Here is a 26,992-nt window from a genome sequence, read left to right as displayed (position 1 = left end):
ATTCGGATAGCTTTATCACAATTAAAAAAACAAGTTCAAATAGATGAAAAAATCAGTATTATTTTTATCGGCAGCTGTTATGTTATTAGCTGCTTCATGCCAAAGCTTCAAAAAAGGTGATGGTGGTCTAGAGTACAATTTAGTGGACGACGTGGCCAAAGAAAAGGCTACTGCAGGAGACTTTTTATCTGTTGATTTAACAATTAGATCAGACAGAAAAGATGCAGACGGCAAAGATTCTTTACTAAACAGCACCTATGATCTAAACCTACCTCAGATTGTAAATATTATGTCTGACACTATTCCTGGAGCATACAAAGGTGACTACAACTCGATGTTCAGAATGTTGGGCGAGGGTGACTCTGCCGTATTCAAATTGAACATGGATACCATGGCCGCAAAAACTGGCCAACCAAAACCAGAATTTGCAGACAAGTTCGTTACGTTTACTGTTAAGGTAAGAAAACACTTCAAAAAAGGTCAATTGACAGATTCAGCACTATACGCGCAGATCGATGGTTACTTTAAAGGTGAGTTAGAAGGTTTGAAAAAAGCCGAAGAAGGAAAAATTTCTAAATACATCGCTGACAAAAAATTAGAGCCTAAGAAAACAGCGTCAGGTTTACAATATGTTGTCACGGAAGAAGGTAAAGGAGCTAAACCAGTACTAGGGGATACTGTAGTTGTTAACTATACAGGTATGTTGACTAATGGTACTGTTTTCGATTCTTCTATTAAAGAAAATGTGATTAAAGGCAAACTTCAGATAGATCCAATGCGCACATTTGAGCCAATCCGGTTCCCAATCGGTGTACAACCTGTTATTCAAGGCTGGACTGAGGGATTATATTTATTTGGCAAAGGTACAAAAGCCACCCTTATCATTCCTTCGTCATTGGCTTATGGAGAGCGTCCTCAAGGGCAAAAAATCCCTCCATATGCTCCATTAATATTTGATATTGAATTGGTTGATGTGATCAAAGGCGTACCTCTAACGCAAGCACCAGCTATGCCAGGCATGGGAGCTCCAACTGTAACAGAGCCTACGAACTAAGTTCCGTAGAATTCTCATAAAGTAAAGAAGAGCGTCCGAAAAAATCAGACGCTCTTCTTTATTTTATGAAGATCTGTCTTCAAAAGAATGCGGCCGATCTTAGCCAAACCTATTAAGCTTTAGTGAGAATAAAACGCAAATCTTTAACATTTTCAAAAATAAAACTCAATTCTTTTAAGGGAATCACTTTTCTTGGGCTTAGATTAGTCTTATTATTGACAATTTGCTATTTTTGAGCAATTAAAAATTAAGCTGATCATGCAATCACCCTATACCCTAACCGATACGCATACGCATTTTTACTATAATATACACACGGAAAAGATAGTGGAACAGATCCGACGATGTCTAGATCACAACATCGAGCGACTCTTCCTACCCAATGTCGATAGCGAATCTATAGCAGCGGTGATGGATACGGTAGCCGCCTACCCGGAGCACTGCTTCCCCATGCTAGGCCTACATCCTTGTAGTGTAAAGGAGAACTACAAAGAGGAATTGGCCACAATCGAAAAGGCAATAGCGAAACATAAAATCTACGCTATCGGAGAAATCGGAATAGACCTTTACTGGGACAAAAGTACTTTAGCCTGGCAACAAGATGCATTCCGAACACAGGTAGCTTGGGCGAAGGACTTGGGACTACCGATTGATATCCACTGTCGGGAGGCTTTTGATGAGACATTTGAACTGTTGGACGAGTTGCAGGACGATAAGTTATTCGGCATATTCCACTGTTTCACGGGCAACCTGGAACAAGCACATCGGGCAATCGAGCTGGGCTTTAAGCTAGGGATTGGTGGTGTGGTCACTTTCAAAAAAGCAGGACTCGATGTTGTGGTAAAAGAGATTCCACTGGATCATCTAGTCCTAGAGACAGACGCACCTTATCTCGCCCCTGTACCCTATCGTGGAAAAGAAAATGAAAGCTCGTATCTGCACTATATCGCAGAGAAAGTCGCTGATCTCCACGAAACCAGTATCGAAGAAGTAGCGCGGATAACTACACTAAACTCTAAATCAATTTTTGGCATCTAAAATAATCATGAACATATTCATTATATATACAGGCGGCACAATAGGTATGGTTCAGGATGAATCTGGGACGTTTATCCCTTTTGATTTTGATCTCATCAAAAGTAACCTACCAGATCTAAGTCGTGTAGACTATAAGCTGACAGTACACTCCTTCGACCCTATTATTGATTCATCGAATATGAATCCAGAAATATGGTTGAAGATGGCGCAACTGATCCAAGATAATTACGACCACTACGATGGTTTTGTAATCCTGCATGGCTCGGATACAATGGCTTTCAGTGCCTCTATCCTCAGTTTTCTGTTGGAAGGCCTGCAGAAGCCTGTTATACTTTCCGGATCACAGCTACCGATCGGTGAAATCCGGACAGATGCGCGCGAAAACATGATGACAGCACTTGAAATCGCTTCGACCAAACACAACGGTGTCTCTGTAATCCAAGAAGTATGTATCTTATTTGATAATAAGCTGTTTAGGGGCAACAGGGCCTTCAAATACAATTCCGCAAAGTTTGAGGCTTTCCGTTCTCCAAACTACCCCGTTCTTGTAGAAGCAGGGATACATCTTAAATATAATTTTGAGGCTCTCCTCAATAATACAGATAAACAACTGGTACGTCATCACAAGCTGGATGACCATGTCGGTGTACTCAAACTCTTTCCTGGTATCCGTCCCGAGACGATCAAGGCTATACTAAACGCAAATGTACGCTCGATTGTAATGGAAACATTCGGCTCGGGCAATACAACTACAGACCAGTGGTTTCTAGATTTATTACAAGACGCTATACAAAATGGTAAAAACATTTTAAATATCTCGCAGTGTAAAGTAGGTTCTGTCGAACTTGGTCGCTATGAAACAAGTCAGGGATTGAAAGCGATTGGTGTCCTCAATGGTTACGATATGACTTTCGAAGCCGCTATCACCAAATTAATGTATCTACAGGGCGAATTTGAAGACCAAGAACGTGTAGCTTATTGGGTAGAAAAAGATATCCGTGGGGAGCTGACTATAAACGACTAAGTACACAACACTTAGTCGTTTTTTAATTTGTATAGAAAAACAAAAAGCAGCCAATTGTTGTTATTATCTTAAAAACAGTAATATGTATAAATTAAGCATGTGTATCGCTTGCCTAATGGCAACACTACTGATAGCAAGCTGCTTTCCCAAAGCGAGCCAAGCCATCCGATCGCTTCCTGTAGAATCTAAAGAACAGATCCTAACACAGTACAACCAAGACCAAATCACGCAAGGACAAACACTATTTGCAAATAGCTGCGGCAACTGCCATAAGCTAAAGCAACCGGAAACAAGGACGGCTGAACAGTGGAATAAAATTGTAAAACGGATGATCCCAAAAGCGAAACTAAGTGACGAAGAAGGAAAATTGGTAAGGGCCTATGTCATCGCAAACTCGAAGACAATATAGAAAAATTCAACTGTTTTTTATTTAAGTTTGGGTAAACAAAAGAACCCCCATGCTCAAAGTTATTTTTTCACTACTACTTGTTATTACCATAATATCCCCGATACAAGCTCAGGACACGCTCTATTTTGATAAAGATTGGAAAGAAACAACAAAAGGCGGGCACACTTATTATCGTCCCTTACCGATGAGAAAGGTTGGAGAGCTGCTCTTTTTACAGGATTATTACCGAAATGGTCTGCTCCAAATGCAGGGCTATGTACGTGCTGACAATCCGGAAAGCTATGTAGGAGATGCATACTGGTATGACGAAAACGGATTTGATTCGGATATACGTCAGCACAGAAATAAAAGTACGGTGAGAGAATTAGATTACTATCACACTGATGGTAGCTTATGGCAGAAGATAACGTATTCGAGTAAAGGTGAGAAAGAAAAAATAACAACCTATTTCAATGACAAAATAATCGCTGTAGGGCATATATCAACTGCCGACAAGTTTTCTGGCACATTCAGTTATGCACAACCGATAGTTCACTATGAAAGTAATTTATCGGATGAAGATCCTTTTATAGAGACAACTACGCCAGTGACATTGATGAATGAAACGAAGCAAAAGAAAACTGAACCTGACTTTTATTTCATTACCGTATTTTGGAATAATGGAAACAAAGCGAGTGAAACAAAGGTCGTATATACACCCTATGGAAGTACCACTGAGGTTTATAAAAAACACTGGGATAAGGCCGGGAAATTCCTCTCGGAAAGAAAATATGATAACGACGACCAGCCCTCATCTTATATAAAACAAGATTATTACACTAAAAACTATTTTGCGAGCAGTCTTGCGGAGAACATCCCCTACAAAGACGGTGAAAAACATGGTATTTCTATCATCTATGATACAAATGGGGATACATTATACCGTTCTGTGTTTTCACATGGCTCCCTAGAGGAGGTCAACATATATCAAAATAATAAGACGACTCAAAGGAATACCTATCGAGAGAACAAACCCTATGATGGTGTATTCACGGAAGAGATGGGGGGAGTCTCTAGAACTTTTAAATTACAGAAGGGCGTAAAAATAGATGAAGAGGTATTAATAGAGACAGAGAGTTCAAAAACTATTGCTAAAGGCACATACAAAAATGGGCTACCTTGGAGCGGGAGTTTCTATCATGAAGCTGATCTATATGAAATTCTTAGTTACGAAAATGGGCTGCAGAATGGGGTTCAACGTGTATACAGCAACCTCTATTTTGAAGACATTAAAGAGGAATATGAAATGAAAAATGGTATTCGCGAAGGATATCGGAAAATTTATGAAGCGGATAACCTCATCGAGGAAAGTGTTTATAAAAATAATCAAATCGTGTCAGGAACTATCCAAGAAGGTGATGCCAAATTAACCTATGTGGACGGAAAACTCAAAACCCGTAATCTCTTCAAACAGGGTATTGATAACAGGCCTTCAAGTAAAGAGGAATTCGAAGGTAATGCATTGAAATCTATCAGCTATTTTGATTTCAGCATAAAAGAAAACCCTAAGGCTTCCTACACAGGTTATTTTAGAGACGAAAAACCTTTTGATGGGTATTTCAAACTGGACACTTTAATAGATGAAATCCCGCTTGTAGATTACTACGAAAATGGCGTTCTGAAATATAAGTACTCGTTTGAGTTTATAGATCAACTGGAAAGTTACAACCATTATACCTATACGCAAAAAACAAGTTACCTCGACGATAAAGTAATAAGTGGTCCATTGTATAAAATGGTTGGAAGAGAAAGGCTGATCCGAATTGACTATGCCAATTCGAAACTGACAGGATTTGATGTCAATTTATTTGCAATGCATTTCTTTTCCCGTATATCATTCCAACTGGAGCAAGATATATTAACGATTTCAGCAATAGATTCCCCCATAGCGATCAAAGTATACCGCAGCAAAAATGAAAATATTGTAGCCGATCTCTATAAAGAAGGTAAATTACTAAGGAAGGGTGATGAGTTAAAACAAGTCGAGGCAGGAAGTCCAAACTCTAGAACCTTTTATTATGTACGGGATGGACAGATAAAGACCTACGTACTTTCGATTCTGCCCTTTTTAGATGCAGATATGGAACCGAATACTGTAATATCGACATTATATCCAATGTTTCCGATGCAAGGTGTGTCAGACATGTCGACACTCCTAATTCAATTATTAGACAAATTTCAATTAGAAAATATAGAAGAGGCCATGTACTCGAGTATCGGTAATAACTTTCCCTTTCAAACAGAACAGCTACTGGCATTCGTAGATTTTGATGAAAACGGCAAAATATCTTTTGGTATCCGCCCAACAGTTCAATCTGGCGGCAGTGTTCTAGTTGAAGGCATTGAAAATAATATCGTTAGAAAAAAAATAATTTTCAAAAACATAGAGGAGATGCTGGCAAATGATAAAGAAGCGCTCCAGAATCTTGAACATAAATTACTCAACGATCCAAATTAATACCTCAGCAGGAGGAATTACCACCTTCCTCCTGCACCACCACCGCCTGAAGAGCCACCACCGAAGCTCCCACCTCCGCCACTGGAAGACGAGCCTCCTCCAGATGAACCACTACCACTTGACGATCTGCTTTTCACGGGTATGGTGAAGAAACCAACATGTCTAAAATAATTACAGTTCTGGCAAGAGTCAAACTTCTCTCCTTCTCCAGACAAGGAATAAGTAGCAGAACGAATTGTCTTCGTCTTATTCACCTCTAATGTAAAATAATGACATTGCGGGCAATCTCGAAAGTGCGAACTCTTCTCCCAAGGTAATAAACGGACTTCATTACTGGATGTATTCTTCCATATCTCATACCGTAAGCTCTTTATTGATTCTTCTTTCTTTTGGCCAGGATCCAGGTATTGATTGGGCTTGGCCTTACTATCGCTACGATTGACCCTTATCCAATTGTTCGTATTATCAGGAGGTGTGAATCGTCCTACATTGCGCCGAAACCGGTTCAAGATTCCCCATAAATCAAACCAAGCTAATGGAGTCAATAACATAGGTAAGACTAAATATTTCACATAACTCTTTAAGCTTCGCTGTAGATCTTCTTCATCTTTAAAACTTTCCACGATCTTGCTTTTTCCATTTGAAATCTTCGTGGCAAGTATCAATGCAAGAAGTATAAACATGAAGTAAGGAAGGTTCTTGATTTGATAGATTTCTTCTAGATTGTTAAAGATAAATACAAAAATAAAAAGAGTTATAAACATCAATAGCAGCATACATCCCATACCCCAGAATACAGGAGCTATTAGCTGGGGTTTACTTTTGGTATCTTTTAATATACGGACTGAAATAAAGTGTACATAAAGATACAACGCGGCAAAAAAAGCGAGCATCAATAACGTATTGAGTAAGATCGCATTTCGAAAACTCCAAAAAGATACAGGCTCCGGCATCAGTCGTTCCAGTTCTGCTATAGAATCGGATGACTTCAGTACCTGTTCAATAAATTGCGAAGCTTCTATTATACCTTGATCATAATCTCCGTTCCGAAAATTCGGAACCAGGTACTTTTCACCCACACGCTTTAAATAAGCATCTGGAAAAATACCTTCCATGCCATAACCTGATATAAAGCGGTATTCATGTCTGTCTTTCGCAATAAACAACAGCAGGCCATTATCAGCACCTTTCTTGCCTATCCCCCAAATGTTAAAAAGCTCAAGTGCGAATTCAAAATCGCTATCCCCTACATAGTCATTGACCACCACAATAGCATATTCTGCTTTGGTCACGCTATCGATGCTTTGCGAAATATCATTCAGTTGGGATACGGTATAAGATTCCAAAATACCATCGGGATTACTCACAAAATGTCTTTGTCCCTCGGTCTTGGGGTTAGGTAGGTTCTGAACTGTATACTGTGCCTGCGCTGACATCCTGCACACAACAACGATTAAAAGGGTAAGCAGGGATAGTTGTAGACGCATTTAAATCAAAGTTTGTATTCTAAAAATAAGTAACAAACCTTGATTTAAAAAATGTTTTTGAGGTCAGAAACCTTCTTCCTTATTTCCTTTCCAATCCATTTGCTTAAAAATCTGAAATTTACCATCAACGTTTAACTGTTGTAATAGATTTCCCCGAAAAACAAGTTGCATATTGTTTCTTAAGGTACTCTCCACTTGAAATGTGCGTAACACTCCTGTAGCACCATATAAGACAACCTCGTATTTCAATGGCACAGCTGTAGTATGGATACCCATAAACTGATTAAAGATCAATTGCTTGTTCGTGTTAAAATCGGCTGCAATTTCCACATCACTCTGATCTAGAATAGGGTTTGCTAATTGCGGACTAAACGGCGCATAGAAAAATGGATCATGTTGTTGACTGATTCCAATTTTTTCAACGACAGATAAATCTGCCGCATCGGTAAACTCGAACTTTACCTGACTGAATAGGCGCTGCAATCTGATCTCAATCTCGGAATCTTCACTCACCTCGAGATCACCAACATAGCCGAAAATATCGGCATTAGAATTAGCAAAAGTATTTCCGACATAAAAGTTTGATAAGGTGGGAGACTCGGGCAATAGCAGATCATGAGCAGATTCATTCGAGACAAAAAAAGTCGAGTAACTTCCCTTGGCGAGGTTTAACACGAGACTTGACGCTTCTTCATAAGCAACACTCCCTGTAACAACAATGTCGGGATTATCTTTATGAAACAAGAAATAATGAAGCTTATTAATGGGGCTCCCTACCTGTGAGGGCGACATACCCACCAAGCGAATATTGTCGAAACGCCAAGTACCTGTTGATACCTTATATTCGGCTCCGCCATCCCGTCGAGTGCCTGCTTTAGGGATAAATTTAAACCAAAGCTCGGCTCCAACAATATTTTTATCCGATAGCTGATACGTGTAACTATTCTTAGGCGCACCTTCTCCATTCTTTAAAAACTGATTAGTTGCCTCTAACACTTCGTATTTTACCCCTTCATCTATTGAATAATATATCTCAAAATCTTTAGGCCCTGTATCTGAGCTCCCAGTATCAAAACCAAATTGCGTTATCTTCTCTACACCTCCTATTGGTAGTTTTACAACAACCTCGGTAGCTCCTTTTATAGAAAGAGAGCTAATAGCTTCATAATTCTCAAATGAATATCCCCCAACATAAGAATTAGTCCCGTCTGAAGTTATAATAGGGCTTAAGTCCTTCTGATAAGCTATGTCAGGGTCTAAATTCTCTGCATTAAATGACCAGAAATACAAATATCCTTCGATGTAATTCTGTGCGTTTGAAGGTTTCGTATTTGATTGTGCTTGATTTTTTACACCCGAGGCTTTCAACGAAGCATCAGAGCTACTAAAACCTGAAATTTTAAAGGTAACTGATTGTAAACTCTCATTTTGTTCATCTATGGATCCTTCTTTTTTACAGGAATAAATAGTTAATAAAATGATGAAAAAAAATGAAAGTCTACCTATTTTAGAAAATAGACAATTCATTATATATTATAATTAGTTATAAAAAAACTGCGATTAGCGAACCGCCAACCGCAGCAATTTACATAAAACATTTTAAACCAACAAATTAACCTTTCACCCTATAGATTACCTCCTTGCCTTCAATAACAACGCGAACCTTGTCCCCTTTTTTACCTTTAATCTTATAGGACTGCACTTTCCCGTCTTTCCAGGTGATATCGACAAGCCTATTACCCCGAGCACGAAGCCCCTTGACTGTCCCCTCCTTCCAGGCAGTAGGTAAGGCCGGAAGTAAATGGATGTAACCATCCTGACTTTGCAACAACATCTCGGAAATACCTGCCGAGCCACCAAAGTTTCCATCGATCTGAAACGGCGGATGTGCACAAAATAGATTCGGATATGTACCCGCTCCTACTTTGTCATTCCGCAAAAAAGCCGGCTTCAACAACTGCCGCAAGATCTCTAAAGCATGGTCACCATCATGAAGTCTCGCCCAAAACAATATCTTCCATGCTCTAGACCATCCAGTACCTTCATCGCCGCGTACCTCTAATGTTTTCTTGGCCGCTGTCGCCCAATCAAGTGTCGTCACCGGCGAGATAAAAGCCGCAGGGTATAGCCCGTACAAATGCGACACGTGTCTATGCCTAGGCTCTATCTCCCGATAATCCTCCAGCCATTCCATAACACGGCCAGATGAACTGACGCGTACAGCAGGCGGAATATGCTTAAGATCTGTACGCAATGTCTGGGCAAAACTATCTTTAAGTCCTAGTATGGAGTCTGCTGTAATAACAGCACCGTAAAGTTCTCTTACAATCTGATTGTCGATGGTAGGTCCCATGACAACAGAAGCCGTCTTGCCATTAGCTAACTTAAACCCATTTTCGGGGGACACTGAAGGTGAGGTAACCAACCATCCTGTTTTAGGGTCCTTAACTAAGGTCGCTTGGTAGAATTGTGCTGCACCAGCCAATAATGGATATACTTCCCTTAGATAACCTTCATCGCCACTAAAAAGATAGTGTTCCCACAAGTGATTACATAGCCAGCCCGAGGCCGTACTGGCACCCCAAGAAGCATTCTCTCCGGGAGCAGAATATCCCCAGATGTTGGTCATCATATACACTACCCAGCCCGGAGCATTGTAATAAGCCTTGGCTGTTTTTTTGCCTTCCTTAGCTATTCTTTTAATCAACGCTATAAAAGGCTTGTGATATTCTGGAAGATTACCGACCTCTACCCCCCAATGGTTCATTTGCGCATTGATGTTTAAGTGATAATCACCATTCCAGGGTGTCTGAATCTGATGTGCCCAAAGCCCCTGTAAATTGGGAGGAAGCGCCTTTTCATATTTCGGCGCAGCACTAGAAATCATTAGATACCGTCCAAATTGATAATACAATGCGGCCATACCGTTGTCTTCTTCTGGATGTTCGAAAAAGTCTTTGATACGTTGATCGGTAGGTAGATTCGCTTTGGAAATCTGATCTTTCAGCGTTAATCCGACTCGTCCAAAGGTACGTTGGTATTCGCGCAGATGCGCAGCAAATAGTTTATTGTAGCTCCACTTATCGGCATCTCTCAAATTATTCGATACATCTGTCTTCGGGGAACTATCGTAATAACTTGTGGACGCTGTAAAATAGATCAACACCTCGTCAGCTTCTTTAATAATCACTTGATTGTCATACAACTGCTGCTTCCCTCCTTTGGCTACCACCTTAATCTTACCGACAAACTCGAGCCCGTCTCCTCCTAATCCATTTGGCAATCGGCCTGTTACGGTGATTTCATCCTGTTGTAATTGATAGTCTTTCACATCCTTGTCGCGGTAAAAGTGAAGCGCAAAACCTATAGACTTTTTCTTGCTTGCCGATAATCTCACGACACCGACATTCTTATCCTGTGACGTGAAATACTCCCGTAGATAACGAATTCCATTTGCCTCAAAGCTCGTTTCTGCTTTTGCAGTCTGTAAGTCTAAACTTCGTCTATAATTGGAAAAATCGCCTTCTATGAAATGAATAAAATTCAAAAAGCCGAAGCTCTGAAAGCAACCATACGGAACCGTCGCTCCATTTCCGAAGCCCGAACCTTTACCGCTACAGACGAAGTTTTGATTGACAAGTTTCTCGGCCTCGTCATTCTTTCCTTGAAAAAGCAGTTGTTGGATCTGTCCAACGCTTTTGTAAGCATCGTAGTTATTCGGATCCTGTTCCGAACCCGACCACATGGAGATTTCGTTGAGAACGATTTGCTCATCCTTAACCCCGCCATAAGGCATCATTCCTATACGGCCATTGCCTAAAGGCAGGGCTTCCTCCCACTTGACAGCGGGTTTGTCGTACCACATCCTAAGATCTTGTCCATGGACAATAGACAAGGTGCAGAAAACTGCAACGACTACACAGATATTCTTCATTATTGATATAAGTTAAATTCTGCTACAGCAAATGACTCAGCGATTGTTTCATTCGGTACAAATTTCAGGTATGGACTACTTAGCAAAGTATCAAATGTAATGATCTGCTCTGTTGGATTGGCCTTTATGTTCGAAAATTCTCCAGTTTTTAACAACTGCCATTTTTTACCATCTTGACTGTGGTACACCTTATATTTGGTCACCATTCCTTCTTTTACACCGTCTTGTCTAGGCATATAGCCCAATGCACGAATCGGCTCCTTCAACCGCAATATTACTTCGCTCTTGGCATTCTTTAGCGATACGGAACTATATATATCCCCATCGAAGGCTTTTTGAAAACTGTGAGATAAAAGTGTATGAGCAGCGTTCCCTAATTTGTTCAAGCCAACATTGGAGTCGCCGAAACTAAATGGCTCTTCATATTCTTTAAAAAGTCCTATATCACTCAGTGTAGGTACCACTGGAGCGTAGAGCTGTACCCTTAGTTTAGACGCCACAACGGGTTGATCTAATTTGATAAGTCTATTGGCTCCAATACTGGTAGCCGAGGCTAATCGTTGCCAAGTATCACCGTTGGGTACCGAAACGACCACACTATCCAAACGCTGGCCAAGCTTAATATTCTCCCGCAAACGAATGATATCGAATATTACAGCATTCGGCAAGGTAACTTCAATAACGGGATTTAACACCCCTTCATCGGGAGCATAATAGCTATAGCGATCATCATCAAAGAGATTGCTTAATGCAAATTCGGAGGATTTACCTCTATTACTAGACGTCGTTGCCCTTGCATTTTTAGCTAGATTACTTGAAAATGTCATTTCAATCTTCTTGCCAAATGCCGCTAATGAAAGAACATCATTAGCATGCAAAATACCTTCGGGCATAGGCGCCAGTCCTAAATTCATATTGGCCCCTCTCCCTACCGATTTAAGATATATTTCGAATAATTGTGCAGGAGTTTTGACCTTCAGATCTTGGTTCTTATGGTAAAACCATCCTGGTCGTTGTGGTACGTCACATTCCGCAGGAATCCAATATTTACCATCACGATCTCCCGTAGGAAGATTAGAATCGTCCAGTTGTCCCGGCACGGGTTTACTCCCATCTTTTGTTTTTGGTGTAATGGTCGCCCAGGAAGTCTCTGCGGCAAAGCCATGCTCATTGCCGACCCAACGCATATCAGGACCGATATCAGAGAAAATCATAGCCATAGGTTGATAACGGCGCACAATAGGCCAGGTCTTTTCTTCCCAAGCATAATAGGTCGTCCTATCTATCGTTCGCTTCTCACTCTTTCCTCCATAATAACCATCGCCCCCATTAGCACCGTCGTGCCAAGACGTAAATAGCTTACCATATCCTGTCATGAGTTCTTTCAACTGTGCCCGATATGCATCGGCATATGCTGGTGTGCCATATCTTGTATCATTTCTATCCCAAGCCGATAAATAAACACCAAATGCCATACCCTGGGCATGACTCGCCTCCATAAATTCTTTCACCATATCTCCCTTTCCATCCTTCCAGGGCGAATATGCTATATTATAACTATTCGTTTTTGTAGGCCAAAGACAGAATCCATCGTGATGTTTGGCTACCGAGATCAGCCCTTTAAAACCGGCTGATGCAGCTGCTTTCGCAATTTGACTGGCATCAAAATGACTGGGGTTAAAAATCTTGGGATCTGCATCTCCGTAACCCCACTCTTTATCCTGAAAAGTCGTAGGCGTGTAATGGATAAGACAGTACATCTCCATCTCGTGCCAAGTCAACTGTCTAGCCGAAGGTAAAGCCCCATAAGGTTCGGGCGCCTTTTGCGCGAAAGAAAACAGTGGGCTTAATAATAGTAATCGAAGTAGGTTCTTAGTGTTCATAGGTGTATGATCTGTTTTTTATCTGTCATTAACTTGTCCCGACTAGTCGAGATGGAATATCCAAACCGAGTATAACGAGCTCACGAACTAAGTATGTTCATTCGTGGATGTACAGTTCTGCTACTGGATATTTCAAATTAAACGATTTAGGTTTCGTACATAAAGATACTATATATCGGTGAATTTACCGTCAGCAACCTATACTGAAAATTAATAAAAAAACAACCCAACTATAAAGTTTAACTATACGACATCATTTTTAACGATGGGAACTTACCAATATTTTCGTATAATTTTGGAAACAAAATCAACGTTAAGATATTTATTATATATAATATAAACAGCTATGGAAGAGAACAAGAAAAAAATTACTACCGCGTCAGGCAATCCGGTGCCATTTTATCAGGATTCTATGACTGCTGGCCCAAGAGGTCCAATTTTGTTACAGGACTTTTTTCTTCACGAGAAATTAGCTCACTTCAACAGAGAACGAATCCCGGAACGTATCGTTCATGCAAAAGGTTCGGGGGCCTATGGAACTTTTACGGTAACTCATGATATTTCAAGATACACAAAAGCCAAATTCCTAAACCAGATCGGTAAAGAAACACGTGTCTTTTTACGATTTTCCACCGTGGGCGGCGAAAGAGGATCTGCTGACTCCGAGCGTGACCCACGTGGTTTTGCAATGAAATTTTATACTGAAGACGGGAACTATGATTTAGTGGGCAACAATACCCCTGTTTTCTTTATCAAAGACCCACGTAAATTTCCGGACTTTATTCATACGCAAAAAAGAGATCCATACACGAACTGTAAATCGGCTACAATGATGTGGGATTTTTGGTCATTAAATCCTGAATCTCTTCATCAAGTGACTATCCTGATGTCTGATCGTGGAACTCCTTTTGGATACCGACATATGCATGGGTACGGCTCACATACTTTTTCCATGATCAATTCGAATAACGAAAAAGTATTTGTAAAATTTCACTTCCGCACACAACAGGGGATCAAAAACCTTACGGGTGCCGAGGCTGATCAAATGAGAGCAGAGGATATGGACTATGCACAACGGGATCTTCACACTGCCATTGAGAAGGGAGACTTTCCAAAATGGAAACTGTATATCCAGGTGATGACGGACGAACAAACAAAAACTTTCCGTTGGAATCCATTTGATCTGACAAAGGTATGGTCTCAAAAAGATTATCCACTGATCGAAGTTGGTGTACTCGAACTTAATGAAAATCCTGACAACTATTTCGCACACGTAGAACAAGCAGCATTTGCACCAGCTCATGTCGTAGACGGAATTTCTTTCTCTCCTGACAAAATGTTGCAAGGGAGAATTTTATCTTATCCAGATGCGCACCGCTATCGTTTGGGAGCCAATTTTGAACAGATTCCTGTTAATAGATGCCCATTCATGGTAAACAACTATCAACGTGACGGATACATGCGCGTAGACGGAAACGGTGCCTCTTCACCAAATTACTTCCCTAATTCATTTGACGAGAGTCGTGAAGCTCGGGAATATGCTGAACCAGCTCTACACCTAGACAGCCCTATTGCTGATCATTATGACAGAAATGCAAATGACGATGATCATTATACCCAACCAGGAGATCTTTACCGTTTGTTAGATCAAGAACAAAAAAGTCATTTAATTGGAAACATTGTAGGTGCTATGTCTGGAATTGAAGGCCCTAAACGTGATGAAATTGTGATGCGTCAATTATGCCATTGGTTTCGAGCAGATATGAATCTAGGTATGGGAGTCGCCAAGGGATTAGGTTTTTCCATGGACAAACTAAGTGAATACATGCCCAAATAAAAAACACAAAAAAAAGCTACTAAAAAGGTAGCTTTTTTTTGTATAAGCAGCAAATAGGTTTTATTTTTATAAAAAAATTGATGAAGCTACCATGGTTCTCCTATTGGAGGATCATAGTAGCTTCATCACCTAAAAAACAAACCGATCCGCCAGCTGTCGGATCATGAAATAATTGTATACGGATGAAAAAAGATCAATCCCGAATAATCAGAGAACAGGCACCTCGTTCCGCTACAAGAGAACACTCTGTCCCACTTTATTTGACCTCAAGCTTTATATTTGACAACGCAGAGCAAGGTCGAGCTATTTTTGCAGAAGAAGAGGAAGGGATGGTTTATTCTCGTTATGCTAATCCAAATACTTCGGAATTTATAAACAGGGTATGCGCACTGGAGTCTGCCGAATCCGGATTAGCTTTTTCTTCTGGAATGGCTGCCGTTTTTGCTTCCTTTGCAGCATTCGTTGAAAATGGCGATCATATTGTATCCAGCCGGGCGATTTTTGGTTCCACACATCAGTTATTGACCCAGCTATTACCAAGATGGGGAGTCACAACAACTTATGTAGATAGTGCAGACATTAGCGTATGGGAAAATGCAATACAACCCAACACAAAAATACTTTTTCTGGAATCACCTTCTAACCCAGGGCTCGAGTTATATGATTTAGAGCAACTAGGTACACTAAAAGCAAAGTATCCAAATATCATTTTCTCGATAGATAATTGCTTTGCCACGCCGTATCTTCAAAAACCCTTAAAATATGGTTTTGATCTCTCCATACATTCAGCGACCAAATACATGGATGGACAAGGACGCGTATTAGGTGGGGTAATTGTTGGAAACACGACGTTAATGAATAAACTCATGTTCTTTATCCGTCACACAGGACCAGCAATGTCGCCTTTCAATGCATGGGTATTGTCCAAAAGTCTAGAAACCTTAGGTCTCCGTATGGATAGACATTGTTCTAATGCATTGGCTGTAGCGGAGGTTCTGGAAAAGCACCCTGAAATAGAAACGGTAAAGTATCCATTTCTGCCATCTCACCCGCAATACACATTGGCACAAAAACAGATGAAAGCAGGTGGCGGTATCGTCACTTTTGAAGTGAAGGGAGGCAAAGAACGTGCCTTTGAATTTATTGACGCTTTGGAAATGATCTTGTACACGTCGAACTTAGGCGACTCAAGGACCATTGCGACGCACCCTGGCTCAACAACACATTCTAAACTAACAGAAGCAGAACGCGAGAATTTAGGAATTAAGCCTGGCACTATCCGTCTCTCTGTTGGACTCGAAGACAAAGAAGACATTATCGAAGATATTCTACAGGCGATAAGTAAATCGCTGATAAAATAAAAGGCATGATGATCCACCAATTGGTGGATCATCATGCCTTTTATTTTATATTGGTTAATCTGCTCTTTTTGAAAAATTAAAAACAAGATGTCCTTTTGAACCGTTATCCAAAGGGATTGGCATTTTCAACACCATCGATTCTTGGTCTGCAAAAGATAAACCTAATCTATATCCACTCGTCACGTTTGCAGCCTTATCACCTGCGTATAACTTTTTGAATTGAAATTCTGGTTCACCCCCCATTTTCCCTGGATCATAGATAGACCAGATAATAGTACGGACAGCACCATCTGCACACAGTGTACCTGATGAATTAAATGATATACTTCCTCTATAATTACCTCCCGGCAAATGCCACACACTGCCGATAAAACATTCAACAGGAGCTTCGTCGAAAATATTTTTGATCGTATATGAATCTGGTATATCTTGACGAGTCACCGAATTTAAAACCCAGGTCCCCTTAACTCCCGAGCGCCATTGCGAAGCAGATGGTCCGGTTGATGCAGTCGCAGAAGAACCATTATTGACGTTTGATGCTCCTTTTTTCTGAGCTCCACATGAAGTGACCAACATAATCACTGTAAAAAGTGACAACAGGGAAAGAATACGTTTACGCATAATATAATTATTAAGTAATCTATGATGTATATTTGCAAAGATATAAAACTTGATATCTTAATCAGCGATGGCATCCAAAAATCATACCATAAGTAGAATAGTAGCTAAAACTTTAGTTCGCTTACTTATTATTATCCTAGCATTTTCCATTTATCTCTATTTTGCAAAGGGAGAACAAATGGCTTCTACTGTACATTTTGAGAACATGTGGTCTATAGCATTCCCGATTGTATTGTTTATAATCGTATTTGTGCTTCTATTCCTTGTCTTGAAACACAAATTTATACATGGTGATGTCAATTGGCTATTTTCACTTTCCTGTATCTTTTTAATAGTCTATCTTATTTTACTATATTTTAGAATTTATCCGCTATTATAAAGAGAACCAATACTAATTATAAAAATCAAAAAGTGATTTTACATGAAGAATAAGAACGCACAAAATGTTGCAAAGAATATATTTAAAATTATAGTAACGTCCGGCGCGCTATATTGGGTTTCAAGGAAAATTGATTTCCATGAACTTAAAAAGGCTTTGATAGACTGTGACTGGTGGTATCTTTTCCTGGCAATATGCAGTTATTCAATCTCTATTTTGATAGCCTCATCTAGATTAAATTCCTTTTTTAAAACCATAAAATTAAATCTAAGTGAGCGATACAATCTTAGATTATACCAGCTAGGGCTTTTATATAATTTTTTCTTACCAGGCGGAATCGGTGGAGATGGGTACAAGATCTATTTCTTAAAGAAAGCACATCAAATAAAGGGGAGAAAGTTACTAAGTGCAATCTTTTTCGATCGTCTTAGCGGCCTTTGGGCACTCGCTGTCATTATCTGTGCGTTGATAGTTTTCATGCCCAGATTAGCAATCCCCAATTACGTTACGATTACAGCTGCATTTGTAGGCACCGGAAGTTATTATTTCTTTTTACATTCCTTTTTTAAAGATTTTGCTAGGAGATTCCTCCAAACACACGTTAAGGCTTTAGCTGCTCAGGGATTTCAAGTCATTACAGCGATTCTTATATTATACTCGCTTAATTTTGACGGCAAATTCTCACCTTACCTACTTATATTTCTGGTTTCTTCCTTGGTTGCCATTATCCCTTCTATTGGAGGCGGAGTTGGATTGCGCGAACTCGTATTTATTTACGGAACTGGATATTTTCAAATAGAACAACATACAGGCGTATTATTAAGCTTGTTTTTTTATATTATTTCACTAGTTGTTGCCTGCTCAGGAATATACTATATCATCAGGCCACAACGATTAGGTGCTGACAGGCTACCTTCCGCAGCGGAAGTGGAAAAAGAAATTGACAAAGAAACTTTAGAAGAAAACGCATAATGGCAAATATTATAATTACAGGTGCCAGTAGTGGTATCGGCTTTGAAGCGGTACTAGACCTCACTGCAAAAAAAGAAAATAATGTAATCGCACTGGCTCGATCTGCAGATAAATTGCGTAAGCTGCATGAAATTGCTTCGTCTTTAAATCACGACGGTGGGAAACTATACCCTGCACAATTTGACATTGTGTATGATAATTACCCCGAGTCTTTGGTTCCATTTATAAAATCGAAGTTTGAAAAAGTCGACATACTAATCAATAATGCTGGAGCATTAATTAACAAACCATTTTTAGAGAGTTCTGCCGAAGACTTTGCGCAAATGCTGCAGAGCAATTTATTGGGACATATAAATATGATCAAACATGTTGTCCCTTTGATGACCGATGGGGGGCATATTGTAAATATCAGTAGCATGGGTGGTTTTCAAGGATCTGCAAAATTCCCAGGCTTGAGCGCTTATTCTACCAGCAAAGCAGCACTCGCTGTATTGACAGAGTGTCTTGCAGAAGAGTTTAAAGAAAAAGGGATTAAGGTTAATTGTCTTGCATTGGGTTCTTCACAAACGGAGATGTTTGAAGCAGCCTTCCCTGATGCTGAAGCTGGAACCTTAGCTTTTGAAATGGGACGTTATGTAGCTGAATTTGCCCAAAATGGCGCAAAATACTATAATGGAAAAATACTCCCGGTAGCAAATACAACACCATAAAAAAGGAGCTTTAAAAGCTCCTTTTTATTTTACAATCCCTTTATCCAGGTTGCTATATCCTGCAATACCTGTATATTCATCGTTTCTTCTATCTCAACATATTCATCCACACGACCGGTTTTAGCTTTTTGAAAAAGATGATTCAGCCCGTCGTATTCTTTTAATACATTTTTCTTATTTGGCGGCAACAGGTCGAATAAACTCTTCAGGTTTACGTCCGCAGGTACTTGCACATCCAAGGACCCAAATGCTGCAAAAACAGGTACATTGATCTTGCTTATATATTTTTCAGGTTCTATACGAAGGAAATAACGGTAAGCAGGCGCCAGCATAGTCATTAATTCTGTTCGCATTTGGGCATTTTGCTGATTTTCAGATGTAATACCCAAATTCTTCATTAATGTCTCATAGGCAGTTCTTGTATCTAAATCTCCCTTCACCACTTCAAAGTTCTTTATATTGATCTGTTTGGCTACTTCAAGATTCAAATCGGACATCCCATTCGCCTTTCCTATCGCATACAATTGTGCAACCATAAGATCGTCAATAGCAATTGCGGGTCCCGCTAGAGAAACTATAAAAGACAAATCAGGCAATCGCTGCCCCGCAAGTAATTGTGCGATCAGCCCGCCTTCACTGTGACCTATAATGCCTATCTTTTGAATATCAACTTGCTTTTGCCTTTTCAAAAATGCCAGTGCCGCAATAGCATCTTTACTAAAATTTTCAATCGTACTTGTCTCAAACACTCCTGTACTCTTTCCTACCCCACGATCATCATAACGTAATACTACAATCCCTTGCTTCGTCAAATAATCGGCTAACACCTTGAATGGTTCATGTCCAAAAAGCGCCTCATTTCTATTTTGCGGCCCAGATCCTGTCAACAACACAACAGCTGGATAACGCCCATTTTTCTTGGGAAAAGTCAGCGTACCCGCTAGTGCTATTTTATCATAGTCATTTTTAATTTCCACATCCAATGTATCGTAGCCATAAGGAGGTTTGGGCTCCTGTGGACGCTTAAATGCTTTTATTGCTTTATCATTTCCATTTTTGCGAACAAGGATAAGTGGCAATTCAGCCCCATTTTGTGCAAAGGTAGTTTTAATACTATCAGGGCCACACAATCTCCCCATAACCTTTATCCCGCCTTGCAGCTGGACAAAAATAGAATCCCCCTTGACGTCCACGTCGCCGGGAATTCCACGAACCCCCTGTTTGGGACTATCTGCAGTTACTTTCCACTGACCATCGGACTGCTGTAAATTCAAAATAAAAGGTAACGTGGCACTTCCAAAACGAAGTTCTCCTTGCCAACTACCCTCATAAGTCTGCGAAAAACCTATGCAAGACTGAAAAAATAGAATGCATAAAACAACAATTCTCTTCATTAATTTATTGATATATATTTAAAAACTGTAATGCGGTATTCCAAATAAGAACTAACAGAACTATCACAATAGTATCCGACTGCTTTTTACTATTTATTGCAATTTTCATTCCTTTTACCAATAACGTAAAAAAAAGAACCAGACATCCGATAGAGAACGCGCCAAAAACCACCATCAAAAGTACTTTATCCTTGGGAAGTGCAGTAGGATTGTCTATATGTTCCAAAACTAAAAACTCCATTGATTTCAAGAAATCCGCGACAATAGGGGTCACGGAAACCAGAAGCAACAGAAACATGGCAATGTGCGCAATTAATACGGTATTTAATACATCTACAAATCGTGTTTTGGAAAATTTCAAGATAGCAAAAAGGTACAGTAACAGCGCATTGCTAAGTACAGTCACACTTAAATTATAAAGAGAGATATACCAAAGCTTCGGTTTTGCGTTTACAATCTTTAAGGCTCCCAGCATCAATATATCGTTGTAATTAGTTATACAAACGCTCAACATGAAACAGAAAAGTCCAATCAGAAGTAACTTCTTCTCTGAATTGTTCACAAAAGGATTCAAAATATCCATCATCTTTTTTATAATAGCGCTATATTTAAACATTTAAATCATTGATTTTCATAATCAAATCATCTAACCGATTACGGACGGTAGGATAGCTTTTTCCCAACTTACCCGCCATCTCTTTTATACTACCCGAACTCAACAAAAACTCCATGACAAAATCTTGTTCTTCTTTATCAAGCTGCATTAATACAGGTAGTTCATAAACGCCGGAAACTTCCGTATTACAGGTAGAACAAGTTAATTTGGCGACTTTCAGCCTTTCTTCACAACTGGGACAACGTATAGGTAACTTCATCGGGACAAAACAAACAATTCAAAAATAAATATAATCAAATCAAAAATAAACATTATTAAAAATAAATTTAAATAAATTAAAAAAACAATCAAAACATCCGTTAAATAAAAATTTAAAGAGGCGCAGTACAGTTCCCAAGCTACAGTATAATATTGCATATAAGCACTAATTTATCTAAGTTTGCTGCTTTACTTTTTGTATGAAAAAAATTATTGGATATTTCCTCACACCTATTTTTTATCTCTGTTTTTCGGTGCTCCTTTTAATCTTCCATCCTATTCAATGGCTATGCCTTAAACTAGGTGGTTATTCAGCGCATAAAAAGAGTGTTGATATTTTGAATTTTTTCCTTACAGCTTGCAATTATACTTTATTCAATAACGTACGATTCACCGGTCAGGAGAAACTGCCCACAGATATACCGATTATCTTTGTTGCCAATCATCAGAGTATGTTCGATATACCAGCCATGATTTATCATTTGAGGAAACACCATGCAAAGTTTATTTCAAAGATTGAGCTTGCACAAGCTGGAATTCCGAGTATTTCCTTCAACTTGCTCCACGGAGGAGCAGCCAATATCGACCGAAAAGACTCCAAACAGTCTATTTCTGAAATATTGAAGTTAGCGAACAATATGAAACAGAAAAATTGGTCAGCAGTGATATTTCCAGAAGGTACTCGTACCAAGAACGGCAAAATGAAAAGTTTTTCTATAGGAGGGATTGCGACTTTGTTAAAGAAAAACCCACATGCACTAGTCGTGCCGATAGCGATTAGGGGTTCTTATAAGATGGTTCAATACGGCATGTTCCCTTTGCAACCATTCATTAACATCTCTTGGGAAGTATTACCTCCCGTCCAAACAGAAGGGCTGACAGCAGAAGAGATCGTTAAAAAAGCAGAAGATATAATCAGGGAAAAGGTAGAAAACTAATTCACCTGTCTCCCTTTCCAATCGTATTTACCAGAATTACCTGCGATACCAATGTATACGATATAGAAACTATGAACAATCGATAACATCGGAACAAACTTTAACAGGTCCCTTCTCCCCATGAAAGAGGTGATTGGCACCATAAAAATAAATTCCACAATAATCTTTAGCCCAAAAGCTGTCAGAAGAATCCAATTAAATTCGGGTAGACGCAAGAAAAAAAGAAGCAATGACACCAAAAGGGCTAAATTGAAAGCCCAGATACTAACCCCTAGTGCTACAACCTTCTTGTCCTTATATTTCGTACTCTTTGAAGCCCAACGTTTCCGTTGACTAATAAAAGACTTCAAATCAGGTTTAGCATCGGTATATACAATTGCTTCTTTAGATTTACAAAAGCCTATACGGTCTGCATATTTTGCAGCCACTTTATGTAAGAAAAGCTCGTCATCCCCAGAAGCTAGATTCTCTATACCTTTAAATCCGTCCATTTCATAGAAAACAGATTTTCTATAGGCAAGATTTGCTCCGTTACAAGTGGTTGGAGAGCTGTTACCGATGCCCGCTGCTCCCAAACCAATGAGGTACATAAATTCCAACGTTTGTAATTCCTCGAAATGGGTCTTTTCTTCGGAATACATCACCGGGGATGACACCAAGTAACTTTTGTTCGTCTCGAAATACTGCGCTACTGTTTTTAACCAGTTTTTTCCCATCCTACAATCCGCATCTGTCGTCACAATGATATCACCCGTAGACATTTCTATAGCCTTAGTAATAGCATATTTTTTGTAGGAATTCAGCTTGTCTCCAACAGAAAGCTGCAAGAGCTTGACGCCCCTATCCGAATATGACCTTACGATGTCCGCTGTACGATCAACAGAATGATCATCAACAATAATAAGTTCTAAATTTCCCCTTGGAAAATTCTGATTTAATACACAATCTATAGTCCGCGCAATATTTTCCTCCTCGTTTCGTGCAGCAATCAGTACAGAAATTTTTTCCTGAACTAATTTATTTGACTCAAAAAAAGAGATACGCGACCAGCCTTTACGCATGTAAAGAACGAGAGAGACATAGATGATAGCACAAAAAACGAGAGCGGAATTAAGAATTATTATCACTTAAATAATTAACATTCAGTACAAAAAAAGAACCAATAATTGCGGGCAAAATCAAATTAACAAACCAGATGCAAGAAACGATGGCCATCACCGCGATTTCTTGCGTGGTCACATAACCATACAAATTGCTAGCGACAAAACTACGGACACTGAAGTCAAATATATCCAATGACGGTACAGCTGCCTGCACAAAGAAAAGAATAAAAATCATTAAAATCATAGACACCAATGGTATTTCCGGCAAAATCACCATCATGAGAATCACATATTGTGAAGTAAAAATAATAAACCTCGCCAAAGAGAGAAGCAGAACATAAAGAAGATCCCTGAAACGAACATCTTTAAGTACAGAAAAAAATGGACTTACCTTACGTAGCCATTTTACCCGAGCGACGAGCTGATCGACCCAATGTACATTGAAATACAACAAAAGAAATACAAAAGCATAAATTATGGCAATCATCCATACCGCAAAGATTACAGAAGTCGGCGCATCTATAAAAACGCTAATAAACCATGCGATACTTAGCGCTCCAAAAAAACTGGTCAAAACCAATTGCGCAAATAGCCCTACTCCCATTAGCACTGCTCCCTGAGCGCGATTCTTTGGTTCTAACAGTAATACACGCCCCCCGTACTCACCTATTCTATTGGGTGTAAATATAGCCCAGGTCAAACCACAGAACACCGATTGAATGGCCTTCCAATAGCTTAACTGTTCCAGACCTCGACTCAAATATCGCCATTTCACAACCTCTAAAAACCAGTTGCACAACATAAAAAAAACAACCACACAAAGGGTTATGTACATGGTTGTGGCAGGGATACTCTTCAGTAATGATGTAAATTCAAACAGGTTTTGTTGGTTGCTGACCTTGCTAATGATAAACCATATTGCTAGACCGACAATACCAAACTTGATGCCGTAATTAATATATTTTCGTTGTCCTTTTGTCAATTCAAAAAATTAGAAAGCACAATTTTAAGCATATTTTACGTAAACACGTCAATACTCGGTAAAAGATAGTGAGCAATTACGTAATTTTGAGGTATGCAAAAAGAAAAAGCCAAAGAACGAGTTATCTTAGGGATAGATCCCGGAACAATCGTGTTAGGCTATGGGATAATAAAAGAAGTAGGTAAAAAAATAACATTGGAGTCCCTTGGGGTTATAAAAATGGGACATCTCGATGACCACGGACTTAAATTACAACGTATATTTAAAAAAACATTAGCTCTGATTCAAGAATACAAACCTGACTGTGTAGCATTGGAAGCCCCATTTTACGGAAAGAATATCCAAGTAATGCTCAAGCTCGGCAGGGCACAAGGTGTAGCAATGGCTGCTGCACTGAGCCAGGATATACCCATTTTTGAATATGCTCCACGAAAAATAAAACAATCTGTAACAGGAAACGGAAGTGCCAGCAAAGAACAAGTCGCTGCTATGTTGCAAAACTTATTAGGCTTCAAAGAAACGCCTGAGTTTCTAGATGCTACCGACGGTCTTGCGGTAGCTGTCTGTCATTCTTTTCAACAAAATAGCAGTACAGGCAATAAAAGTTATTCCGATTGGTCGGCATTTATAAAAGATAATAAAGATCGAATACGCTAGAGCTGTACCTGCCGGATTACATTCTTAACATTCAGTTCTACAATATCTGTCATACTCTCACACTTAAAGTAACTTTCATTTGCATAATACTTAGCGTACCCTTCTCTTAATTGATGAATATTCTCCGTACTGGAGAGTTGTTGAGATTGTGAAGCGTCTCTTAAATCCTTTATGCGGTGCCTTTCGCTACGAACGCGGTGTACGATGGAAGAACGCTCTTCTTGCTGATATTGCAGCACCGTTCTATCATTTAGATATTCTATACATAACTTGACATACGGAAAGTTTTCTTTAAAAAACTGAGGCATATATACTTTTGGATTGCCTTCGTAAAATTGCTGATCGAAGTCGATCGCTCTTATGCGAAACTGGAAATCATCAAAATCGGGTGTTATCTGCATGACAAAATTGTAAGCCCTCATATCGCCTAACAAAGAGATGATACAACGCTCATTAAACTTGACAAACTCCTTTGCTATGCGGGTTTGATTATAATCAGGTGTCAGAATCCGATCTTTGCTAAAGACATCCCCAGGAATACCTACGATATGCTCTTCGACAAGTGTGTCGCGATCGTATACATAGTTGACTTGATTTGGAGATAAGATTTCTTCCAATTCAAGACCGTAAATTCGAGAAGCATCAGCTTGTTTTATATAAAAGTAATCATACACGTCATTCAGTCTATTAACGATACGTATCCGGAATGGTTTTGTATTTCCGAAAGCGCAGTACTCAATTCGATCAATGATTTTATGTTCTACAATACGGGTATTTCCCGAAGCCTTAAGTACAGCATACACAACTTTAAGACCTTCATATAGCTGATCCTGAAGATGGGGGGGATATAAAGGCGTCTCCCAAAAGGTATCATTCCCATACTTATCCATCACGGGAACTGTCTCTTGAAAATGCAGCAAATCATAGTACGAGATAGGTAGCCTGGCTTCCCGTTGATACATTTTCAAGTATTTTAATAGCCCCTGTCCAACAGAAAACAGCGGTTTCTTTCTCGAAATCTTTACGTCGTCAATCTCCATAAACAGCTACTTAAATCTTTAATTTTTATAAAGATAAATAAAAGAGTGAGCCTATAGAAATGGATATATTATTAAAATATTACAAAATACAATTCATTTTTTTTAAAAAATAAAAATACAATATGATTTTTTGTTATTAATTTTGAAAAAAATTGAAGTTAAAAAAAACAGCTTTTTATAAATCTATTTTTTTCAACTATCTTATGGGTATGGGAAAAGCTATAGAAAGTCTTCATAATACATTTAAACACACGATAACAATAAAACAAAAGCATAAATTTACACTTTATGGAAAAAAACTATTCAAATTACGATTTAGATAATCTTGACGTTCAGATTTTATCCATTTTAATGGAAGATGCATCCATTCCTTACACAGAAATAGCAAAAAAACTCATTGTCTCCGGTGGAACTATTCATGTCCGAATGAAAAAAATGGAGGAATTGGGTATTATACACGGCTCTAACTTAATCATTAACCCTCAAAAAGTCGGTTTTGATATAACAGCTTTTTTAGGCATTTATCTCGAAAAAGGCTCTCAGTATGTCGATGCAGTAGAACAACTTAAACAAGTAAAAGAGGTTGTAGAATTACACTACTGTACCGGTCAATACAGTATGTTTGCTAAAATAATCTGTAAAGATACCGCACATCTTCGTAAGGTACTTAATGAAGATATACAGGGACTTAAGGGGATCCAGCGGACAGAAACCATTATCTCTTTAGAAGAAAGTATTAAGAGACAAATCACCTTATAATAACAATAGCTTATGGCAGATCGCAACCAACCATCTGCC

General features: G+C 39.2%; 23 protein-coding genes. 12 read left to right on the top strand and 11 right to left on the bottom strand.

The annotated features are described in order from the left end of the window. Nucleotides 1-43: 43 nt before the first annotated feature. From G7B18_RS15085 to G7B18_RS15065, 5 genes are all read left to right on the top strand, one after another. A complete protein-coding gene (locus G7B18_RS15085) occupies nucleotides 44-1,054 on the top strand; it encodes an FKBP-type peptidyl-prolyl cis-trans isomerase (protein ID WP_164123327.1) in 1,011 nt (336 codons plus the stop codon). A gap of 258 nt (nucleotides 1,055-1,312) precedes the next feature. After that, the gene (locus G7B18_RS15080) at nucleotides 1,313-2,092 is read left to right on the top strand and encodes a TatD family hydrolase (RefSeq protein ID WP_164111332.1); all 780 of its coding nucleotides are present in this window, start codon (nucleotides 1,313-1,315) and stop codon (nucleotides 2,090-2,092) included. Nucleotides 2,093-2,096: 4 nt separating this feature from the next. Then, nucleotides 2,097-3,116 carry an asparaginase gene (locus G7B18_RS15075; RefSeq protein WP_164111387.1) on the top strand — a complete coding sequence of 340 codons (1,020 nt, stop codon included), beginning with the start codon at nucleotides 2,097-2,099 and terminating at the stop codon, nucleotides 3,114-3,116. A gap of 115 nt (nucleotides 3,117-3,231) precedes the next feature. Then, nucleotides 3,232-3,525 carry a hypothetical protein gene (locus G7B18_RS15070; protein WP_205601722.1) on the top strand — a complete coding sequence of 98 codons (294 nt, stop codon included), beginning with the start codon at nucleotides 3,232-3,234 and terminating at the stop codon, nucleotides 3,523-3,525. 49 nt (nucleotides 3,526-3,574) lie between these two features. Next, on the top strand, nucleotides 3,575-6,022 hold the full coding sequence (locus G7B18_RS15065; RefSeq protein ID WP_164123325.1) for a hypothetical protein: 2,448 nt from the start codon (nucleotides 3,575-3,577) through the stop codon (nucleotides 6,020-6,022). Nucleotides 6,023-6,039: 17 nt separating this feature from the next. On the opposite strand, the gene G7B18_RS18990 is transcribed toward G7B18_RS15065, so the two are convergent. The 4 genes from G7B18_RS18990 to G7B18_RS15045 all read right to left on the bottom strand — a co-directional run bounded on the left by G7B18_RS18990 (nucleotide 6,040) and on the right by G7B18_RS15045 (nucleotide 13,326). Further along, entirely contained in the window at nucleotides 6,040-7,509 is a 1,470-nt protein-coding gene (locus G7B18_RS18990; protein ID WP_205600336.1) for a TPM domain-containing protein, read from the bottom strand. Nucleotides 7,510-7,572: 63 nt separating this feature from the next. Further along, nucleotides 7,573-9,036, bottom strand: coding sequence for a hypothetical protein (locus G7B18_RS15055; RefSeq protein WP_164123323.1), 1,464 nt, complete (start codon nucleotides 9,034-9,036; stop codon nucleotides 7,573-7,575). Nucleotides 9,037-9,121: 85 nt separating this feature from the next. Next, entirely contained in the window at nucleotides 9,122-11,443 is a 2,322-nt protein-coding gene (locus tag G7B18_RS15050) for a glycosyl hydrolase family 95 catalytic domain-containing protein (protein WP_164123322.1), read from the bottom strand. After that, entirely contained in the window at nucleotides 11,443-13,326 is a 1,884-nt protein-coding gene (locus tag G7B18_RS15045; protein WP_164111323.1) for an alpha-L-fucosidase, read from the bottom strand. The genes G7B18_RS15050 and G7B18_RS15045 overlap by 1 nt, the downstream gene beginning before the upstream one ends. 346 nt (nucleotides 13,327-13,672) lie before the next feature. Between G7B18_RS15045 and G7B18_RS15040 the strand changes: the two genes are divergently transcribed. Together G7B18_RS15040 and G7B18_RS15035 are read left to right on the top strand one after the other, a co-directional pair. Next, nucleotides 13,673-15,163, top strand: a complete 1,491-nt coding sequence (locus G7B18_RS15040) for a catalase (protein ID WP_164111321.1) — start codon at nucleotides 13,673-13,675, stop codon at nucleotides 15,161-15,163. A gap of 182 nt (nucleotides 15,164-15,345) precedes the next feature. Beyond that, entirely contained in the window at nucleotides 15,346-16,524 is a 1,179-nt protein-coding gene (locus G7B18_RS15035) for a trans-sulfuration enzyme family protein (RefSeq protein ID WP_164111319.1), read from the top strand. 54 nt (nucleotides 16,525-16,578) lie between these two features. On the opposite strand, the gene G7B18_RS15030 is transcribed toward G7B18_RS15035, so the two are convergent. Further along, on the bottom strand, nucleotides 16,579-17,145 hold the full coding sequence (locus G7B18_RS15030; RefSeq protein ID WP_164111317.1) for a hypothetical protein: 567 nt from the start codon (nucleotides 17,143-17,145) through the stop codon (nucleotides 16,579-16,581). 421 nt (nucleotides 17,146-17,566) lie between these two features. Between G7B18_RS15030 and G7B18_RS15025 the strand changes: the two genes are divergently transcribed. After that, on the top strand, nucleotides 17,567-18,496 hold the full coding sequence (locus G7B18_RS15025) for a lysylphosphatidylglycerol synthase transmembrane domain-containing protein (RefSeq protein WP_164111315.1): 930 nt from the start codon (nucleotides 17,567-17,569) through the stop codon (nucleotides 18,494-18,496). Continuing rightward, nucleotides 18,496-19,206, top strand: a complete 711-nt coding sequence (locus G7B18_RS15020) for an SDR family NAD(P)-dependent oxidoreductase (protein WP_164111313.1) — start codon at nucleotides 18,496-18,498, stop codon at nucleotides 19,204-19,206. Before G7B18_RS15025 ends, G7B18_RS15020 begins: the two co-directional genes overlap by 1 nt. A 29-nt stretch (nucleotides 19,207-19,235) precedes the next feature. On the opposite strand, the gene G7B18_RS15015 is transcribed toward G7B18_RS15020, so the two are convergent. The 3 genes from G7B18_RS15015 to G7B18_RS15005 are packed head-to-tail and all read right to left on the bottom strand — an operon-like array spanning nucleotide 19,236 to nucleotide 21,475. Beyond that, nucleotides 19,236-20,600, bottom strand: coding sequence for an alpha/beta hydrolase family protein (locus G7B18_RS15015; RefSeq protein WP_164111311.1), 1,365 nt, complete (start codon nucleotides 20,598-20,600; stop codon nucleotides 19,236-19,238). A 4-nt stretch (nucleotides 20,601-20,604) separates the two neighbouring features. Next, entirely contained in the window at nucleotides 20,605-21,186 is a 582-nt protein-coding gene (locus G7B18_RS15010; RefSeq protein WP_164123320.1) for a hypothetical protein, read from the bottom strand. A 22-nt stretch (nucleotides 21,187-21,208) separates the two neighbouring features. Next, a complete protein-coding gene (locus G7B18_RS15005) occupies nucleotides 21,209-21,475 on the bottom strand; it encodes a DUF2089 family protein (RefSeq protein ID WP_164111307.1) in 267 nt (88 codons plus the stop codon). A gap of 199 nt (nucleotides 21,476-21,674) precedes the next feature. Here G7B18_RS15005 and G7B18_RS15000 point away from each other — a divergent pair, with 199 nt between their 5' ends. Then, nucleotides 21,675-22,412 (top strand): 1-acyl-sn-glycerol-3-phosphate acyltransferase, encoded by a 738-nt coding sequence (locus G7B18_RS15000; protein WP_164111305.1) that lies wholly within the window; start codon nucleotides 21,675-21,677, stop codon nucleotides 22,410-22,412. On the opposite strand, the gene G7B18_RS14995 is transcribed toward G7B18_RS15000, so the two are convergent. Beyond that, nucleotides 22,409-23,473, bottom strand: a complete 1,065-nt coding sequence (locus tag G7B18_RS14995; RefSeq protein ID WP_164111303.1) for a glycosyltransferase family 2 protein — start codon at nucleotides 23,471-23,473, stop codon at nucleotides 22,409-22,411. The two genes, G7B18_RS15000 and G7B18_RS14995, sit on opposite strands and share 4 nt — an antisense overlap. A gap of 49 nt (nucleotides 23,474-23,522) precedes the next feature. Further along, on the bottom strand, nucleotides 23,523-24,497 hold the full coding sequence (locus G7B18_RS14990) for a lysylphosphatidylglycerol synthase domain-containing protein (RefSeq protein ID WP_164111301.1): 975 nt from the start codon (nucleotides 24,495-24,497) through the stop codon (nucleotides 23,523-23,525). 93 nt (nucleotides 24,498-24,590) lie between these two features. On the opposite strand from G7B18_RS14990, the gene ruvC reads away from it, so the two are divergent. After that, nucleotides 24,591-25,154: a crossover junction endodeoxyribonuclease RuvC gene (gene ruvC / locus G7B18_RS14985; RefSeq protein ID WP_164111299.1), complete on the top strand. Its 564-nt coding sequence runs from the start codon at nucleotides 24,591-24,593 to the stop codon at nucleotides 25,152-25,154. Here the strand turns inward: ruvC and G7B18_RS14980 are convergent. Continuing rightward, nucleotides 25,151-26,194 (bottom strand): hypothetical protein, encoded by a 1,044-nt coding sequence (locus G7B18_RS14980; protein ID WP_164111297.1) that lies wholly within the window; start codon nucleotides 26,192-26,194, stop codon nucleotides 25,151-25,153. The genes ruvC and G7B18_RS14980 overlap by 4 nt on opposite strands. A 288-nt stretch (nucleotides 26,195-26,482) precedes the next feature. Here G7B18_RS14980 and G7B18_RS14975 point away from each other — a divergent pair, with 288 nt between their 5' ends. Continuing rightward, nucleotides 26,483-26,953 (top strand): Lrp/AsnC ligand binding domain-containing protein, encoded by a 471-nt coding sequence (locus tag G7B18_RS14975; protein WP_164111295.1) that lies wholly within the window; start codon nucleotides 26,483-26,485, stop codon nucleotides 26,951-26,953. Nucleotides 26,954-26,992 lie beyond the last annotated feature (39 nt).

This window comes from Sphingobacterium sp. xlx-130 (genome assembly GCF_011007405.1).
Lineage (GTDB): Bacteria > Bacteroidota > Bacteroidia > Sphingobacteriales > Sphingobacteriaceae > Sphingobacterium > Sphingobacterium luzhongxinii.
Note: the sequence above shows the minus strand (reverse complement) of the source record. Positions and strands in the feature narration are given on the sequence as shown.